Source organism: Pseudomonas sp. TH15, assembly GCF_016651105.1.
Lineage (GTDB): Bacteria > Pseudomonadota > Gammaproteobacteria > Pseudomonadales > Pseudomonadaceae > Aquipseudomonas.
Window position 1 is genome coordinate 3,753,300 of record NZ_JAEKEL010000001.1, and the last position, 16,728, is coordinate 3,770,027.

Genomic DNA, 16,728 nt, shown 5'->3' on the forward strand with positions numbered 1-16,728 from the left:
GTTGATGGCCGGTCGTTTGCGGGCCTGTGTCACTGGCATGAGCGCTGAACGCTCGCAAGTCTTCTCACCATTCAAGCACGCCTTCAAGGACGGCTGGTCGGTTGATTGAATATTGGTATACCATAATACGGAATATCCGCAAAATATTTCTGACCGACACTTCGAACAAGGAAGGCGCAGTAGATGAACATCAAACAAAAATTGACCCTGGCGTTCGCGGTGATCGCCAGCCTGCCGGTGTTGCTGGTGGCTGTGTTGATCATCCTCAATGTACGGGATGGCGCGCGGGACAACTTTATCGACAGCACCGGGAGAGAAGTACGCCAGGTCGAAAACGCCATGCAGCTGTTCTTCGAGGGCATCAGCCAGAACGTCGCGTATCTGGCCGAGCATCCGCAATTGCAGGGCATCGACGCCAGCCTCAAACGTTATCTGAGCAGTGATGCGGCGCAAGTGCCGATGGGGCCGCAGGACCCACAACTGTTCCAGCTGTTTGCCGGGCTGGCCAAGGCGCATCCGGCGTACACCTATCTGTCGCTGGGCACGGAGCAGGGCGGGTATCTGTTCTGGCCGGGCGATCCGAAGCTGGCTAATTACGACCCGCGCACGCGGCCCTGGTACAAAACCGCGATGGCCAATCCCGGCAAGACCCTGCGCACTGATGCTTATTACTGGGCGGCTGATGATGTGGTGCTGGTCAGCACGGTGCGCAGCTTCAATAACCAATTGGGCAGCAACGCCGGGGTGGTGAATATCGATGTGTCGCTCAAGCAATTGACCGATCTGGTCAAGCAGATTCGCCTCGGCGACAGCGGTTATCTGATGCTGATGGAAGCTGACAATACGGTGCTCGTCGACCCAAGTGATCCGGCGCACAACTTCAAGCAACTTGACGCTTTGGGCGACGGCTACAAACAACTGGCCGAGGCGGGCAAAGGTCTTGTGGAAGTGGAACTGGCCGGCGAGCGTTACATGGCGTTGGTCTGGCCGTCAGAGGCGTTGGGCTGGCGCTTTGTCGGTGTGGTCAAGGCCAGCGAAGTCATGGCCGGGGCGACACGTCTGACTTGGATCATCGCCGCTATTGCGGTCGCTTGCGCGCTGCTGTTCGCTGTGGCCGGGGCGTGGTTTGCCGGGTTGATGGTCAAGCCGATTCGCGGGGTGGCCAGCGGACTGGAAGGCATCGCGCAAGGTGAAGGTGATCTGACGGCGCGACTTGACGTGCGCGGGCAGGACGAAACGGCGCAGTTGGCCGGCTGGTTCAATCAGTTTCTCGAAGCCATTCGCACGTTGATTCAGCGCATCGGTCAGGCGGCCGGACAGATTCACAGCAGCTCAGGCAACGCCACTGAAGTCTCGGCGGAAATGGCCGAAGTTGCTTCACGCCAGCGTGAAGCGGTGGACATGGTGTCCACGGCGTTCCACGAAATGGTCGCTACCGCCAACGAAGTCGCCCGTTCGTGCAGCCAGGCCGCCGAGTCGGCCGACAGTGGCCAGCGTCAGGCCCGGGAAGGTCAGCAGCAGATCGATGCCGCAGTGACCAGCGTTGATCGCTTGAGCCAGGAAATCGAACAGTCAGCCCAGTCGATGCAGCAGCTGGAACGCGACAGCAACGACATTCAGTCGATTCTCGGGACCATCCGTTCGATTGCCGAACAGACCAACCTGCTGGCGCTGAACGCTGCGATTGAAGCGGCACGGGCCGGTGAGCAGGGTCGTGGGTTTGCGGTGGTGGCGGATGAAGTTCGCGCCCTGGCTAAACGCACGGCCGACTCGACAGCGGAAATTGACGGGTTGCTCGGCAACCTCGCCAAGCGCACCAGCCAGGTGACACAGCAGATGCATGCGAGCCTGGAAGTGTCGCAGCAGTCGGTCACCCGCATTGGTGAAGCGCGCAGCAGCTTCGGGCAGATTCGTGAGTCGGTGGACGTGATTCGCGATATGAACACGCAGATTGCGACGGCGGCGGAAGAACAGCATCAGGTGGCTGAGGACATCAATCGGCACATCAGCCAGATTCATGGCGATGCGCAATTGGTGGCGGAACTGGCGAACTCGGCGCGGCTGGATTCCCAGAGCCTGGCCGGGTTGTCACAGACGTTGAATCAGCTGGTGAGCCGGTTCCGTACCTGACCCCGCCAGCCCAAACACCCTAAAAACCTGTGGGAGCGAGCCTGCTCGCGAAGGCGCTGTGTCATTCAACACATTGTTGTCTGACGCAACCGCTTCGCGAGCAGGCTCGCTCCCACATGGGCTATGTGTTGATTGGGGGATCAGGCCACAACGGGCAGGGCGCCCATTTTGCCGTGGCAGTAAACCAGTGGGCCGGTGGTGCGTTGCGGCACGATCAGGTTCTTCACCGCGCCAACCATAATCGCGTGATCGCCACCTTCGTATTCGCGCCACAACTCGCATTCGATAATCGCCGTGGCATTGCTCAGCAGCGGGTTGCCCAGTTCACTCAAGGTCCACTCGATGCCTTGCGCCTTGTCCTTGCCTTTACGGGCAAAGGCATAGGCTTCGTTTTGCTGGCCACCGGAAAGCACATGGATGGCAAAGCGTTTGTTCTTGATCAGGATCGGATAGGAATCGGAACTGTAGTTGGGGCAGAACAACACCAGGGCCGGGTCCATGGACAGCGAGCTGAACGCGCTGGCGGTGAGGCCAACGATTTGCCCGTCGTCATCCAGCGTGGTGATCACAGTCACGCCGGACGGGAACGAACCCATGACTTGTTTGTAGATGGCGGTATCGATCATTGGACGGTCCTCGGGCGGTGTACGGCGGGTTATTATGCTTGTTGGTCTGATGGTATACCGTAATACATCGTTTGCAAGGGCTTTTTAGGTGAACCGATAAACGTGCCACTTTCGTGAGAAACGCAATGTTTACGGGGCTTTTGTCTAGTCAGAAGAGGGTAGGTTCAGCGAGGATAGCGGTTCAGATAGCGTGCAAATCAGCGGATCAGTCTTGTGCAAATTTTGGAATACCATAATATGGCTGGCATCTGAGGGGCGGCCAGAGAGTCCCCCGGTTTGGCTTCATACAACGATAAGAACAGACAAACTCGAGTTCATGCATATGTCCCAGATGTCCCGGCAAGATCCGTTGATCGAGAATCACACGGTCGACTACGTCCCACTCGCGGAACGCCATGGAAAGGTCCGGGACTTGTTCACCCTCTGGTTCGGCGGCAATATCGCGCCGCTGCCCATCGTCACCGGCGCCATGGTGGTTCAGGTGTTCCATCTCGATTTGTTCTGGGGGCTGCTGGCGATTGCGCTGGGGCACATGATCGGCGGCGTGGTGATTGCGCTGGCCTCGGCGCAAGGTCCGCGCATGGGCATTCCGCAAATGGTCCAGAGTCGCGGTCAGTTCGGCCGTTATGGTGCGCTGCTGATCGTGTTCTTCGCGGCGCTTATCTACATCGGTTTCTTCATTTCCAACATTGTGCTTGCCGGTAAGTCCATTGTCGGCATCGCGCCGTCAGTGCCGGCGCCGCTGAGCATTCTGGTCGGTGCGTTGGCAGCCACCGCGATTGGTGTGATCGGCTACAACTTCATTCACACGCTGAACCGCATCGGCACCTGGGTGATGGGCAGCGCGTTGCTGGCCGGGTTCATCTATATCTTCAGCCATGACTTGCCGGCGGACTTCCTCACGCGCGGCAGCTTCAATCTGTCGGGCTGGTTGGCGACGGTGTCGCTGGGGATCATCTGGCAGATCAGCTTCTCGCCGTACGTTTCTGACTATTCGCGCTACTTGCCGGCGGATATCGGCATCGCCAAGCCGTTCTGGGCCACGTATCTCGGGGCGACGCTGGGCACGATTCTGTCGTTCAGCTTCGGCGCCGTTGCGGTGCTGGCGACCCCGGAAGGCACCGAGGCGATGGTCGCGGTCAAGCAGTCGACCGGGTGGTTGGGGCCGATTCTGATGGTGCTGTTTCTGCTCAATATCATCAGCCACAACGCGCTCAATCTGTACGGCGCGGTGCTGTCGATCATCACCTCGATCCAGACTTTTGCCAGTCAATGGACGCCGAGCATCAAAGTGCGCGTGGTGTTGTCGAGCGTGGTGTTGGCGGGTTGCTGCTTGGTGGCGCTTGGAGCTTCGGCGGATTTCATTTCCCAATTCATCGGGCTGATTCTGGCGCTGTTGCTGGTGCTGGTGCCGTGGGCGTCGATCAACCTGATCGATTTCTACCTGATCAAGCGCGGTTGCTACGACATTGCCTCGATCTTCCAGGCTGACGGTGGCATTTATGGTCGTTTCAATCTGCACGCGATCGTTGCCTACTTCATCGGCATCATCGTGCAGTTGCCGTTCGCCAACACCTCGTTGTATGTCGGGCCTTACGCCAACCTGGTCGATGGTGCGGACTTGTCTTGGCTGGTTGGTCTGGTGGTTACTGTGCCGCTGTATTACTGCCTGGCGACACGTGGCCAGGCTCAACAGAGCAGGGTGGCAAAACTGGGCTACACAGACTAAGTCCCACCGCAGCCAAAACTGTGGCGAGGGGATTTATCCCCGATCGGCTGCGAAGCAGTCGTCAAATCAGCGAATGCGTTTCTCCCCAGGATTGAACGGGGGGCGCTTCGCAGCCCATCGGGGATAAATCCCCTCGCCACAAGTGATTTGCGGGATGCTCACGCATCCGGGTGGTCATTCATATTGGCCACATCGATCCCCTTTTGGCCCATCCCCCACTGTGATCCGTCTACGCTGTCGGCAAGAATCAAAGCCACAACTAGACGCTGGACCTTTTTACCCCGGCTACCTTTACAGCCGCTGCCGTGTACAGAACATAAAAACCATCGAACTCACGCCGCATTCTGGGGATACAACCATGGTCACGATGAAACGCATTCTGGGTGCCACCGTGTGTGGGCTGACGCTGCTGGCCAGCGCCGTCCAGGCCGAGCAACGCGAACTGCGGGTTTATAACTGGGCCGACTACATTCTGCCGGCCGTACCCAAGGACTTCGCAGCAAAAAGCGGCATCAAAGTGACCTGGGACATCTTCGACACCAACGAAGCGTTGGAAGCCAAGCTGCTAACCGGTAACTCCGGCTACGACGTGGTGGTGCCGTCCAACGTGTTCCTCGCCAAGCAGATCGAAGCCGGCGTGTTCCAGCCGCTGGACCGCAGCAAGCTGGCGAACTGGAACCACCTCGATCCCAAGCTGATGAAGCTGATCGAGGCCAACGACCCCGGCAACAAATTCGCCGTGCCGTACATGTACGGCACCATCCTGATCGGCTTCAACCCGGACAAGGTCAAGGCTGCGCTGGGTGCCAATGCGCCGGTCGACAGTTGGGACCTGATCTTCAAGGAAGAAAACATCAGCAAGCTCAAGCAGTGCGGCGTCGCCCTGCTCGACTCGCCGTCGGAGATCCTGCCGCTGGCCCTGCAACACCTCGGCCTGGACCCGAACAGCAAGAATCCGGCGGACTACGCCAAAGCTGAAGCGCTGTTGATGAAGATCCGTCCGTACATCACCTACTTCCACTCGTCCAAGTACATGGCCGACATCGCCAACGGTGACATCTGTGTCGCGGTCGGTTATTCCGGCAGCTTCTCCCAGGCCGCCAACCGCGCCAAGGAAGCCAAGAACGGTGTCGTCGTCGACATGCGCTTGCCGAAAGAAGGCGCGCCGATCTGGTTCGACATGCTCGCGATTCCTAAAGGGGCGAAAAATCCGGAAGACGCCTACACCTTCATCAACTACCTGCTGCAACCGCAGGTGATTGCGCCGGTCAGCGATTTTGTCGGCTACCCGAACCCGAACAAGGATTCGATGGCGCTGATCAACAAAGAGATCACCGACAACCCGAACCTGACGCCAACGCCAGAAGCCCTGAAAACCCTCTACGTGGTCCAGCCGTTGCCGCAAAAACTCGAACGCGTACGCACCCGCGTCTGGACCAGCATCAAATCCGATAAATAACCCCGCCCTTTGTAGGAGCCGAGCTTGCTCGCGAAAGCGTCGGCACATCCAATATTCATATTTGGTGTGCCGGCCTCTTCGCGAGCAAACTCGGCTCCTACAGGTTTGAGTTTTGTCCGGGGGCTTTGTTTTTGCTCGTCACCAGACTGAGCAGGACTGAGCCGAGGATGACCCCACCCACCACCGCCAATGACCATTCCACCGGCAGGTGAAACCACGGCATCGCCACCATTTTTCCGCCGATGAATACCAGCACAATCGCCAGGCCGTACTTGAGCAAGTGAAAGCGTTCAGCCATGTCCGCCAGCAGGAAGTACAGCGCCCGCAGGCCCATGATCGCGAAGATGTTCGAGGTGAAGATGATGAACGGGTCAGTGGTCACGGCGAAGATCGCCGGGATGCTGTCGACCGCAAACATCAAGTCACTGGCCTCGATCAACACCAACACCAGAAACATCGGCGTCGCCCAGCGTACGCCGTTTTGCAGGATGAAAAACCGCTCGCCATGGAAGCCGCTGGTAATGCGCAAGTGCCCGCGCACCCAGCGCAGCAACGGGTTGTTGGCGAGGTCCGGTTGTTGCTCGGCGAATACCAGCATCTTGATTCCGGTGATGACCAGGAACACGCCGAAGGCATACAGCAACCACTCGAACTGCGACACCAGCCACACGCCGGCGAAAATCATCGCCGCGCGCATCACGATCGCCCCGAGCACGCCGTACAGCAGCACCCGTCGCTGCAACTCCGGCGGTACGGCGAAGTAGCCAAAGATCATCACGAAGATGAACATGTTATCGATCGACAGTGATTGCTCGATCAGATAACCGGTGAGAAATTCCAGGGTTTTCTGCCGGGCGATGTCGGCGCCGAACGTGCCATTCAGGTACCACCAGAGCAGGGCGGCGAAACTCAACGCCAGCAAGCACCAGGCAATGACCCAGGACAAGGCTTCGCGCACTGACACCCGATGCGCCTTGCGCCCCCGAACACAAACAGATCCAATGCCAGCATGGCCAGAACGAAGACGATGAAGGCGCCCCACATCCAGGGTTCGCCGATATTGATGACGTGGGCTGACATTGCACGCTCCTGATCTTTTATGGGCTCGGGGTCAGTCGAGCTCATGCTAGCGACGAGTTTGCGTGGAAGAAAAATCGTTTATTTCTGCGGCAGAGTTCGATAAAAACGAAGTGTCGGGCGATCACGCCGCGATCTTCGTTGTTTAGCCGGTGAGCCCCATGGAACGCCCCCTCACGGAGTAGCACTTTCAGCGCTGACCACCGACATTTCGTTTTGCAAGTAGTCTCAACGAAAAAACTCCCCCGGTGTTTCGCCAAATTGCTGGCGGAACGCGGCGATAAATGCCGACGTCGAGTCGTACCCGCAGGCCAGCGCCACGTCTGTCACGCGTTCGCCTTTCTCCAGCGGCGTCAGTGCGCCAAGCAGGCGCAAGCGCTGGCGCCAGGCGCGGAAGGTCAGGCCGGTGTCACGCAGGAACAGACGGGTCAGGGTTTTTCAGTGACGCCGAATTTTTCGCTCCAATGGCTCAACGTGGTCTGTTGTTCCGGATGCTGCTCCAGGCTCTGGTAGATCTGCCGCAAACGCGCGTCCTGGGGCAGCGGCAGCATCAGGTCGATGGCTGGAGCGTCGGCCAGTTGGTCGAGGATCACTTGGGCGAGACGTCCATGTGGGCCACTCTGGTCATATTCCACCGGCACCTGACTGAATGCGCGAATAAGCTCCCTGAGCAAGTCATTCACGCCGAGCACATGACAGTGCCCAACCGCCCAGCCGGCAACGCTGCAATCGATGTACAGGCTGCGCATCTCGGTCTGCGGCGAACTGAACACCCGATGCGGCACACCCGCCGGAATCCACACCGCGCGCTCTGGCGGCGCGACGAAGCGGCCGGCGCTGGTCTGTACTTCCAGTACACCCTGAATCGCGTAGGACAATTGCACCCATGGGTGGCTGTGGCGGCGGGTCAGGGCGCGATTGGGCAGCGATTCGGTGCGTCCGTAGAGCGGGCGCGGCAGGCTGGGCAGCCCGGGAATGCTGCGTCGGATGCTTTTGTCATGTCCTTTAGGCGGCATCTTGTGGCCCTTCGGCGTTAGTCGGTAATTTACAGTCACGTTAGAGTCGTCAGCATGCACTGGCAACCCCCGGATAAAAACACCATGACCCGCCCTCGATTCTTACCTGACAACTTCACCCTGACCCTGGTCAGCGTGGTGATTCTCGCCAGCTTCCTGCCGGCCAGCGGCCAGGTCGCGGTCGGCTTTGGCTGGCTGACCAACTTCGCCATTGCCCTGCTGTTTTTTCTGCATGGCGCCAAGCTGTCGCGCGAATCGATCATCGCCGGCGCCGGCCACTGGCGCCTGCATTTGCTGGTGTTCAGCCTGACTTTTGTTCTGTTCCCGCTGCTGGGCCTGGCACTCAAACCTGTGCTGTCGCCGCTGGTCGGTAACGATCTGTACATGGGCATGCTTTACCTCTGCGCGCTGCCCGCCACCGTACAGTCGGCGATTGCCTTCACCTCTCTGGCGCGAGGCAACGTGCCGGCGGCGATTTGCAGTGCGGCGGCGTCTAGCCTGTTCGGGATCTTTCTCACGCCGTTGCTGGTGACGTTGCTGTTGAACGTACACGGCGAGGGCAGCTCGACCCTCGATGCGATTCTGAAAATCAGCGTGCAACTGTTGCTGCCGTTCGTTGCCGGGCAGATCGCTCGGCGCTGGGTCGGCAACTGGGTGGCGCGCAACAAGACCTGGCTGAAATTCGTTGATCAGGGCTCGATCCTGCTGGTGGTCTACGGTGCTTTCAGCGAGGCCGTGAACGAAGGTATCTGGCACCAAATCCCGCTCTGGGAACTGGCCGGGCTGGTGGTCGCTTGCTGTGTCGTACTCGCGCTGGTATTAATCGCGTCCACTGTGCTGAGTAAAGCCTTCGGCTTCAATCAGGAAGACCGCATCACCATCCTCTTCTGCGGCTCGAAGAAAAGCCTGGCAACCGGTGTGCCGATGGCCCAGGTGCTGTTCGCTGGCAGTACGTTGGGCGTGTTGATTCTGCCGTTGATGTTGTTTCACCAAATTCAATTGATGGTCTGTGCGGTGTTGGCGCAGCGCTATGCCAATCGCACGGAATCAGTGCCGGAGTTGATGGCCCAGGTCGACCCATAACCCCATGTAGGAGCTGCCGCAGGCTGCGATCTTTTGATCTTGTCTTTTAAAAACAAAATCAAAAGATCGCAGCCTGCGGCAGCTCCTACAGGGTTCCTGTGTATTTTACGGCGGCGGCGTGCGAGGGCACGTTGAGTGTGCGCAACAGAGACGACACGTGGATGCGTTCCGTGAACGGCGATATGTCCAGTTCGTGGCGATTTCCTGAAGTCATCGATTAAGCCAGCACAGCCAACATCTCCATGCAGGCAAAACCGCACAGGCGTTGAGCCGGCCAGAGTGCGTCAGGGGCGATAGGTGCTTCAGTTACTGGACTTGAGGGGCAAAGCTGAAATCAGTCTAAAAACCTTGCTACGTGTTCTCGACCCTTTGCTATGCTCAATGTTGTAGGTGAAGACGCAGACTGATGCGCAAGAGGATAGCGAGGACGCGTGGGGCGCGCTCCGAAGGGTACACGGTTAGAAAGATCTCCGCGCTGAGATCCAGCCCTTATGCCGTGTGAGGCAGCTGAGGCCGCCAATTTTTTCACGTTGGCCCAGTACTGTGGGAAGCCCGATAAACCTTGTAAGCCAGAGACCAGCACTGGCCGCCTACTCGAACAAACAAAGCCCGCTTATGGCGGGCTTTGTCGTTCTTGCAAACTTAGATTTTAGTCAGCGCATGCGCCAGGTCAGCGCGCAGATCCTCGACATCCTCAACCCCCACCGACAAGCGCACCAACCCATCGCCAATCCCCAACTGCGCACGGGTTTCTGCTGGAATGCTGGCATGAGTCATGATCGCCGGATGCTCGATCAGACTTTCCACTCCGCCCAGACTCTCCGCCAAAGCAAAGATTTTAACGTTCTCAAGGAAGCGCGTAGCGCCGGCCAGGTCGGTTTTCAAATCAACGGAAATCATCCCGCCAAAGCCGCGCATTTGCCGGCGCGCCAGTTCGTGCTGCGGGTGGGACGGCAAGCCCGGATAGTAGACCCGTGACACTTGCGGTTGGCGTTCCAGCCATTGCGCCAGTTCCAGCGCGTTGCTGCAGTGACGCTCCATGCGCAGGGCGAGGGTTTTCACGCCACGCAGGGTTAGGAACGCGTCGAACGGCCCGGCGATGGCGCCGACCGAGTTTTGCAGGAAGCCCAGCCGCTCGGCCAGTTCCGGGTTCTGCCCGACGATGGCGATGCCGCCGATCACGTCGGAGTGGCCGTTCAAGTATTTGGTGGTCGAGTGCACGACGATGTCAAAACCCAGCTCCAGCGGACGCTGGATCCATGGGCTGGCGAAGGTGTTGTCGGCCACGCAGATGATGCCGCGGGCGCGGCAGACGCGGGCGATGGCGGCCAAGTCAGTCAGGCTCAGCAACGGATTGCTCGGCGTTTCGACCCAGACCATCCGCGTGTCGTCCTGCAGCGAGGCTTCGAAGGCTGCGAGGTCGGTCAGGTCGACGAAGCTGAAGCGATGCCCGGCGCTGCGTTGGCGCACCTTGTCAAACAGGCGAAACGTGCCGCCGTACAAGTCGTTGCCGGAGACGATGTGCGAGCCGGCGTCGAGCAGTTCCAGCACCGTGGAAATCGCTGCCAGCCCGGAAGCGAAGGCGAACGCCTGGCTGCCGCCCTCAAGGTCGGCGACGCAACGCTCCAGGGCAAACCGCGTCGGGTTGTGCGAACGCCCATAGTCGAAGCCCTTGTGCACACCGGGGCTCTGCTGCAAGTAGGTGGAGTTGGCGTAAATCGGCGGCATCAACGCCCCGGTGGTTGGGTCCGGCACCTGCCCGGCATGGATCACGCGGGTGGCGAAGGCGCGGGGCGCACCGGTTTCATCATGCTGACTCATGCAAGGGATCTCCGTAAGTGATTGAGCAGGTCGACGCGGGTAATCAGGCCGTGGAAGCCCGAGGCGTCGGCAATGATTGCGATCAGGCCCCGGTCGAGCTCGGCTTGCAGTTCAGCCAGACTCGCGCCGGGAAGCAGGGTTTGCAGCTTGTCGGTCATGGCGCTGGCCACGGTCAGGCGAAAGTGCGAAGCGTCTTCCTGCATGCCGAGCAGAATGTCGGATTCATCGATCACACCGACCAGGCGCTTGCCGTCCACCAGCACCGGCAGTTGCGAGACATCCGCCAGACGCATGCGCTGGAAGGCCGTGAGCAGCGTGTCGTCCGGGCCAACGCTGATCACCCGGCCATCCTCGAAACGTCGGGCGATCAGGTCGCGCAGGTCGCCGTAGCGTTTGTATTTCAGCAGGCCCTGATCGTTCATCCACTGGTCGTTGTAGACCTTCGACAGGTAACGGGTACCGGTGTCGCAGACGAAACTGACGACCCGCTTCGGCTCGGTTTGCTCGCGGCAGTAACGCAGCGCCGCCGCCAGCAAAGTGCCGGTCGACGAACCGCCGAGAATGCCTTCGGCGCGCAGCAGTTGGCGCGCGTGATCGAAGCTTTCTTCATCGCTGATCGAGTAGGCGTGGCGCACACTGGAGAGGTCGGTAATCGACGGAATGAAGTCTTCGCCAATGCCTTCCACCGCCCAGGAACCAGGCTTACCGAGGGTGCCGCTGCGGCTGTATTCAGCCATCACCGAGCCCACCGGATCGGCCAGCACCATTTCCAGGTTCGGTTGCACGCGTTTAAAGAAACGGGTCAGCCCGGTCAGCGTGCCGGCCGAGCCGACACCGACGACGATGGCATCCAAATCATGCTGAGTCTGCGCCCAGATCTCCGGCGCGGTGCTGCACTCATGGGCCAGCGGGTTGGCCGGATTATTGAACTGGTCGGCAAAGAACGCGTCGGGAATTTCCTGTGCCAGCCGCGCCGCGACATCCTGGTAATACTCGGGATGACCCTTGCCGACATCCGAGCGGGTGATGTGCACTTCGGCGCCCATGGCCTTCAGGTGCAAAACCTTCTCGGTGGACATCTTGTCCGGTACCACCAACACCACCCGATAACCCTTGGCGCGGCCTACCAGCGCCAGGCCCAGACCGGTGTTGCCGGCGGTGGCCTCGACGATAGTACCGCCGGGTCGCAAGCGCCCATCGCGCTCGGCGGCGTCGATCATCGCCAGACCGATCCGGTCCTTGATCGAACCGCCGGGGTTCTGTGATTCAAGCTTGAGAAACAGCGTGCATGGCCCGGTATCAAAGCGGCTGACACGCACCAGCGGCGTATTGCCGATCAGCCCAAGTACGGCAGGGCGTGATTCCTTAGACATTTCTTCACCTCTTTGTGGTGTTGATCGCGTTCCATTCGCGGGGAAAAGCTCGCCTGCAACATAGGCGCAGACATCCTCTGTCGCAACCTTTAGTCCGCCGCAAATACAGCCATTTCGATCTAACGATAGAACCGAATCAAAGAGTGTGCGTGGCTGTTTCGAGCGCGTTTATATCGAGGCGCCATTGAGTATTCAAAGGGCGTCTTCATGGCGTCGAACAGCTTGATCTGTGAGCGAATATCCTGCAGTGCAATCCGCTCGGTCAGGCACGCGCTGGAATTTTTCCGGCGGCAGACAACGATCATTCGATCATGAGAGAAACTTGTGATGATCAATATTAATATGAGTTTGTCTCACTCGTCGCCGATGCCGACAATGGCGCCATCAACAAGACATTGGAGTTGTTTGTTATGGCACTGGCCCATTCCCTTGGATTTCCGCGCATCGGTCGCGACCGCGAACTGAAGAAAGCGCAAGAGGCGTTCTGGAAAGGAGAACTGAACGAGGCCGGCCTGCGTGACGTCGGTCGCGAACTGCGCAAGGCGCACTGGGACTTGCAGAAGAACGCCGGAATCGAGCTGCTGCCGGTCGGCGACTTCGCCTGGTATGACCAGGTTCTGACCCACTCGCTGATGTTCGGAGTGATCCCTGAGCGTTTTCGTCCGCACGATGGCAAAGCCAGCCTGCAAACCCTGTTCGGCATGGCGCGCGGCGTCAGCGACAGTTGCTGCGGCGGTGCCCACGCACAGGAAATGACCAAGTGGTTCGACACCAACTATCACTACCTGGTCCCTGAGTTCAGCGCCGATCAACAGTTCCAGCTGGGCTGGGATCAGCTCTTCGACGAAGTCGAAGAAGCCCGTGCACTGGGTCATAACGTCAAGCCAGTGATCATTGGTCCACTGACTTATCTGTGGCTGGGCAAGGCCAAAGGCGCCGAGTTCGACAAACTGGAATTGCTCGATCGTTTGCTGCCGCTGTACGGCCAGATTTTCGCGCGCCTTGCTGCCCAAGGCGTGGAGTGGGTGCAGATCGACGAACCAATTCTGGTGCTCGACCTGCCGCAGGAATGGAAAAACGCCTTTGAGCGTGCCTACAACCAGATCCAGCGCGATCCGCTGAAGAAGCTGCTCGCCACTTACTTCGGTGGCCTGGAAGAAAACCTCGGCCTGGCGGCGAACCTGCCAGTCGACGGTCTGCACATCGATCTGGTGCGTGCACCGGAACAATACCCGACCATTCTTGATCGCTTGCCAGCTTATAAAGTGTTGTCGCTGGGTGTGGTCAACGGCCGTAACGTCTGGCGCTGCGATCTGGAGAATGCCTTGGCCACTTTGCAGCACGCTCATGAGCGTTTGGGTGATCGCCTGTGGGTCGCGCCGTCCTGCTCGCTGCTGCACAGCCCGGTGGATCTGGGGCGTGAAGATAAACTCGATGCCGAGCTGAAGAGCTGGCTGGCGTTCGCTGTGCAGAAGTGCGAAGAAGTGGCTGTTCTGGCGCACGCCGTCAACGAACCGGAAGCGCCTAAAGTGCTCCGCGCATTGACCGAAAGCCGTTCGGTGCAGGCTGCTCGCGCTGCGTCGCCACGTATTCACAAACCCGCCGTTCAGGCGCGTGTTGCCGCCATCGGCGCCAAAGACAGCCAACGCCATTCGCCGTTTACCAAGCGCATCGAACAGCAGCGCGCACGCCTGCAATTGCCGGCGTTCCCGACCACCACCATCGGCTCGTTCCCGCAGACTGGCTCCATCCGTCTCGCTCGCCAAGCCTTCAAGCAAGGCAAGCTCTCGGCCAACGATTACACCGACGCCATGCACAGCGAAATCCGCCACGCGGTGCAAGTCCAGGAACGCCTGGGCCTGGACGTGCTGGTGCACGGTGAAGCCGAGCGCAACGACATGGTCGAGTACTTTGCCGAGCAACTCGACGGCTACCTGTTCACCCGTTTCGGTTGGGTGCAGAGCTATGGTTCGCGCTGTGTGAAACCGGCGATTATCTACGGCGACCTCAGCCGTCCGACCGCCATGACGGTCGACTGGATCACTTATGCGCAGAGCCTGACCGACAAAGTCATGAAAGGCATGCTCACCGGTCCCGTGACCATGCTGATGTGGTCGTTCCCGCGCGAAGACGTGTCGCGCAAAATCCAGGCGCAGCAATTGGCCTTGGCCCTGCGCGATGAAGTGGTGGATCTGGAAAACGCCGGCATCAAAATCGTCCAGATCGACGAAGCCGCGTTCCGCGAAGGCTTGCCGCTGCGCCGGGCGCAATGGCAGGAATATCTGGACTGGGCGGTGGAAGCGTTCCGTTTGAGCGCCAGCGGTGTGCGGGATGAAACGCAGATTCATACGCACATGTGCTACAGCGAATTCAACGACGTGATCGAGTCCATCGCGGCCATGGACGCCGACGTGATCACCATCGAAACCTCGCGTTCGGGCATGGAATTGCTCAAGGCCTTCGAAGCGTTCGACTACCCGAACGATATCGGCCCGGGCGTGTATGACATCCACTCACCACGGGTGCCGGACACGGCTGAGATGGTCAAGTTGATGAGCAAAGCGGTGAAGCGGATTCCGGCTGAGCGGCTGTGGGTGAATCCGGATTGTGGGTTGAAAACTCGCGCATGGCCGGAGACCGAGGCGGCGCTGGTGAACATGGTGGCGGCGGCGCGGCAGTTGCGCAAAGAACTGGCTTGAAGCACTAAACCAGGCTTGCTGGCGATTGCGGTGGGTCAGGCGAGACAAGTGTCGGCAGACACGCCGCCTTCGCGAGCAAGCTCTGCTCCTACAGTGATTGTGTGTACGCCGCCAAACCCTGTAGGAGCCAGCCAGTCTGCTGGCGATTGCGGTGGGGCAGGCGAGATAAGTGTCGTCAGACACGCCGCCTTCGCGAGCAAGCTCTGCTCCTACAGTGATTGTGTGTACGCAGCCAAGCATTGTGGGAGCCAGCCTGCTGGCGATTGCGGTGGGTCAGGCGAGCAAGTGTCGGCAGACACGTCGCCTTCGCGAGCAAGCTCAGCGTCTACAGTGATGGTGTGTACGCCGCCAAACCCTGTAGGAGCCGAGCTTGCTCGCGAAGGCGTCAGCACGTTCGCAATTTTCCTTGAATGTAATAACCGCATCGCTGGCGAGCCAGCCACACAGTTTTTTGGTTCTGCCCATAAACATTGTGGGAGCCAGCCTGCTGGCGATTGCGGTGGGTCAGGCGAGACAAGTGTCGTCAGACACGCCGCCTTCGCGAGCAAGCTCTGCTCCTACAAAGGTTAGTGGTTGCTCATCAGACCGTGCAGTACGCCGAGGCGCAGGCCCGGTTCGGAGGGGGCCATTTGCGAGATGCCGAAGACTTTGAACGCTGCCAGCATCAACACCAGGCCACCGGGCAGGATGCTCTGGCGATGAGGTTGCAGGCCGGCGAGTTTCAGTTGCTGAACGTTGTTCACCTTCAGCAACAGCAATGACAAACGCAACAGCCCGGCATAGGTGATGCCACCCTTGCCGAAGTCATTGAGGTGATTGGCCTTGAGCACTTTGGCCAACATGCGCGCTGTGCCTGAGGAACCAATGGTCTGCTGCCAGCCCTGAGCCCGATAGCGCCGCGCGACTTGTTCAAATTGCAGGATGGCCACGCGTTCAGCTTCTTGCAGGGCGCCGGGAGAAATGTCGCCACCGCGGAAGAACCGCGTGCTCAAAGTGCCGCTGCCGATGGCGATGCTTTCGGTCAGCAACGGCTGCGAGCCCTGACCCAGAATCAGCTCGGTGGAACCGCCGCCGATATCGACGACCAGGCGCATATCCTCAGCGCCCGGCAAGGTCTGCGCGACGCCGGCATACACCAGTCGCGCCTCTTCTTGCCCGGATATGACGTCGATTCGAAAGCCCAGATGCCGCTCGGCACTGGCCAGAAACAGCTGCGCATTGTCGGCCTCACGCACGGCGCTGGTGGCGACTGCGCGAACCCGGCCCGCCTCGAAACCACGCAATTTCTTGCCGAAGCGCGCCAACGCCTGCCAGCCACGATCGAGTGCCAACGCGTCCAGTGCGCCGCCGTCAAACCCCTCGGCCAGCCGCACAGGCTCACGCAAGGTTTTCACTTCCTGGATCATGAAGCCCTTTCTGCTGCGCACCGATTGGCCGATCATCATGCGAAATGCATTCGAACCCAGGTCGATGGCGGCAAACAGCGAGGCGTCTTCTTTCATGGGAGTCCTTGCAAAACATCCGCCTCAAGGCTCAAGACGGTTTGCGAGGATTCTGCCGTTGTCTTGATGACATCCTGATGACGGGGCAGGGGCGGTTCAGTGAATTGTGGGCTGTCATGACACTGTCATTATTTGGCGTCTATGCTTGGGCCAATACATCGCGTGTTCTTAAAGTTTTCGGCTGCCAGTTTTGGCAGCTTTTTTTGCCTGAAA

At 59.4% G+C, this 16,728-nt stretch carries 8 protein-coding genes and 5 pseudogenes; 6 read left to right on the plus strand and 7 right to left on the minus strand.

Going from position 1 to position 16,728, the window contains the following annotated elements:
* Window positions 1-339 precede the first annotated feature (339 nt).
* Together JFT87_RS28855 and JFT87_RS28860 are read left to right on the plus strand one after the other, a co-directional pair.
* Window positions 340-1,272, plus strand: a pseudogene (locus JFT87_RS28855) (HAMP domain-containing protein); the annotation flags it as partial.
* A 261-nt stretch (window positions 1,273-1,533) separates the two neighbouring features.
* Window positions 1,534-2,130: pseudogene (locus tag JFT87_RS28860) on the plus strand (methyl-accepting chemotaxis protein); the annotation flags it as partial.
* 140 nt (window positions 2,131-2,270) lie between these two features.
* Here the strand turns inward: JFT87_RS28860 and JFT87_RS16865 are convergent.
* Window positions 2,271-2,756, minus strand: coding sequence for a flavin reductase family protein (locus JFT87_RS16865; protein ID WP_201202988.1), 486 nt, complete (start codon window positions 2,754-2,756; stop codon window positions 2,271-2,273).
* 322 nt (window positions 2,757-3,078) lie between these two features.
* Between JFT87_RS16865 and JFT87_RS16870 the strand changes: the two genes are divergently transcribed.
* Both JFT87_RS16870 and JFT87_RS16875 read left to right on the plus strand, forming a co-directional pair.
* On the plus strand, window positions 3,079-4,485 hold the full coding sequence (locus JFT87_RS16870; RefSeq protein ID WP_201202993.1) for a purine-cytosine permease family protein: 1,407 nt from the start codon (window positions 3,079-3,081) through the stop codon (window positions 4,483-4,485).
* 358 nt (window positions 4,486-4,843) lie between these two features.
* Window positions 4,844-5,944, plus strand: a complete 1,101-nt coding sequence (locus JFT87_RS16875; protein ID WP_201202996.1) for a polyamine ABC transporter substrate-binding protein — start codon at window positions 4,844-4,846, stop codon at window positions 5,942-5,944.
* 97 nt (window positions 5,945-6,041) lie between these two features.
* Here JFT87_RS16875 and JFT87_RS16880 read toward each other — a convergent pair.
* Together JFT87_RS16880 and JFT87_RS16885 are read right to left on the minus strand one after the other, a co-directional pair.
* A pseudogene (locus JFT87_RS16880) lies at window positions 6,042-7,024 on the minus strand (TerC family protein).
* A 225-nt stretch (window positions 7,025-7,249) separates the two neighbouring features.
* A pseudogene (locus JFT87_RS16885) lies at window positions 7,250-8,037 on the minus strand (AraC family transcriptional regulator).
* Between the two features lie 84 nt (window positions 8,038-8,121).
* Here JFT87_RS16885 and JFT87_RS16890 point away from each other — a divergent pair.
* Window positions 8,122-9,120, plus strand: a complete 999-nt coding sequence (locus JFT87_RS16890; RefSeq protein ID WP_201205234.1) for a bile acid:sodium symporter family protein — start codon at window positions 8,122-8,124, stop codon at window positions 9,118-9,120.
* An 85-nt stretch (window positions 9,121-9,205) separates the two neighbouring features.
* Here the strand turns inward: JFT87_RS16890 and JFT87_RS28440 are convergent.
* From JFT87_RS28440 to JFT87_RS16900, 3 genes and pseudogenes are all read right to left on the minus strand, one after another.
* A pseudogene (locus JFT87_RS28440) lies at window positions 9,206-9,313 on the minus strand (DNA-binding response regulator); the annotation flags it as partial.
* 449 nt (window positions 9,314-9,762) lie between these two features.
* Window positions 9,763-10,941, minus strand: coding sequence for a cystathionine gamma-synthase (locus JFT87_RS16895; protein WP_201202998.1), 1,179 nt, complete (start codon window positions 10,939-10,941; stop codon window positions 9,763-9,765).
* Window positions 10,938-12,314, minus strand: a complete 1,377-nt coding sequence (locus tag JFT87_RS16900) for a pyridoxal-phosphate dependent enzyme (RefSeq protein WP_201203000.1) — start codon at window positions 12,312-12,314, stop codon at window positions 10,938-10,940. The genes JFT87_RS16895 and JFT87_RS16900 overlap by 4 nt, the downstream gene beginning before the upstream one ends.
* A 410-nt stretch (window positions 12,315-12,724) precedes the next feature.
* Here JFT87_RS16900 and metE point away from each other — a divergent pair, with 410 nt between their 5' ends.
* Window positions 12,725-15,013: a 5-methyltetrahydropteroyltriglutamate--homocysteine S-methyltransferase gene (gene metE, locus JFT87_RS16905; RefSeq protein WP_201203001.1), complete on the plus strand. Its 2,289-nt coding sequence runs from the start codon at window positions 12,725-12,727 to the stop codon at window positions 15,011-15,013.
* 566 nt (window positions 15,014-15,579) lie between these two features.
* Here the strand turns inward: metE and JFT87_RS16910 are convergent.
* Window positions 15,580-16,515: a Ppx/GppA family phosphatase gene (locus tag JFT87_RS16910; RefSeq protein ID WP_201203002.1), complete on the minus strand. Its 936-nt coding sequence runs from the start codon at window positions 16,513-16,515 to the stop codon at window positions 15,580-15,582.
* Between the last annotated feature and the right edge of the window lie 213 nt (window positions 16,516-16,728).